Origin of the sequence: Rothia sp. HMSC075F09, from assembly GCF_001810515.1 — a bacterium.
Lineage (GTDB): Bacteria > Actinomycetota > Actinomycetes > Actinomycetales > Micrococcaceae > Rothia.
Genome location: NZ_KV801773.1, coordinates 1 through 1,079 on the forward strand (window position 1 = coordinate 1; position 1,079 = coordinate 1,079).

Below are 1,079 nucleotides of genomic sequence, written 5' to 3' on the forward strand. Positions count from 1 at the left end.
AACCCGCTGTAGAAGGACATCTTCGTGGAGATGGATTACATGCCCGGCCTGCTCGCCAGCGAGGATGAGCTGGACCGTATCACCGAATCCTTCGCCCAGCTTCCCCTGCGCAACCCCAACGGCACCACCGGCATCAACATCCACCTGGAGAAAGAGAGATGGCTAAAATCCCCACCTTGAGTTTGGTATTTTTGCCATTGTCTTCCTTGATTTGTTCAAGATCTTGAGCCAAAATCCTCACTTCCTCTTTCTAAAATCTAGTTTTTAAAAAAAATAGGCTATCTACCAGAAGTAGATAGCCTATTTTTTATGAGATGCTTGGGTGCTTACGCTTCCAATTTGTCAAACTTTGCTTTGACATTCGCCTTGAATTCTTCAAGCTTAGCCTTGCGTTCGGCTTTACGTTCAGCCTTCATCTGTGCACGCGCCTGGTTGTAGAGGTCTTCTTGGACTTGCAGAGCTGCTTCGATTTCGGCTACGACGGTTGCTACATCCCAACGCACGATTTGGGTGTCGTACTTGGTGAAGTAAGCATCGATGACTGCTTCGTTGTCTTCTTGCACCAAGGCAACAACGGCTGTTTCACCGTTAGTCAATTTTTGAGAAACAACGTCAATCAGGCCAGTTTCTGCCGTATCAACAGTAGCACCAGCAGCCAAACCATAGAGGCTACCCATACCATAACCAAACAAGACGCCGATAGGACCACCCAAAAGCCCGATAACTGCACCGAGCAAGCCACCGTCTAGGGTTGCATCCGTCGTTGAATCTTCAAAGTCATAGCGTTCTTTTTCAACGATATGACCGTTTTCATTTTTGACCAGGGCGATTTGAGCAACCTTGGTCGTCTGAGTTTGGCGGAAAGCCTTCAAATCTGCAAAGGACTGATAAGCTTCGCTTTCGGTGTTAAAGACTGAAATTACTAGGTTTTCCATAGTTGGTACCTCGTTCCTAAAGACTATATATACATTGTAATACAGTTCTCTTTTTTTGGGAACTACTTTTTGCGACAATTTACCTCGGCGGCAGCCGGTAGGCTGAGTCCTAAAGCAGAGAGGGGCCCGGCATCCAGTATGGAT

At 47.0% G+C, this 1,079-nt stretch carries 1 protein-coding gene and 1 pseudogene; one reads left to right on the forward strand and one right to left on the reverse strand.

Annotated features, from left to right (window positions below):
* Nucleotides 1-12: 12 nt before the first annotated feature.
* A pseudogene (locus HMPREF2749_RS09085) lies at nucleotides 13-150 on the forward strand (C4-dicarboxylate ABC transporter substrate-binding protein); the annotation flags it as partial.
* Between the two features lie 176 nt (nucleotides 151-326).
* Here HMPREF2749_RS09085 and HMPREF2749_RS00980 read toward each other — a convergent pair.
* On the reverse strand, nucleotides 327-935 hold the full coding sequence (locus tag HMPREF2749_RS00980; protein ID WP_070593070.1) for a DUF1269 domain-containing protein: 609 nt from the start codon (nucleotides 933-935) through the stop codon (nucleotides 327-329).
* Nucleotides 936-1,079 lie beyond the last annotated feature (144 nt).

Bases quoted from the DNA above. Each gene is read 5' to 3' on its own strand.
- HMPREF2749_RS00980 (WP_070593070.1), bottom strand. From the start codon at position 935: ATGGAAAACCTAGTAATTTCAGTCTTTAACACCGAAAGCGAAGCTTAT.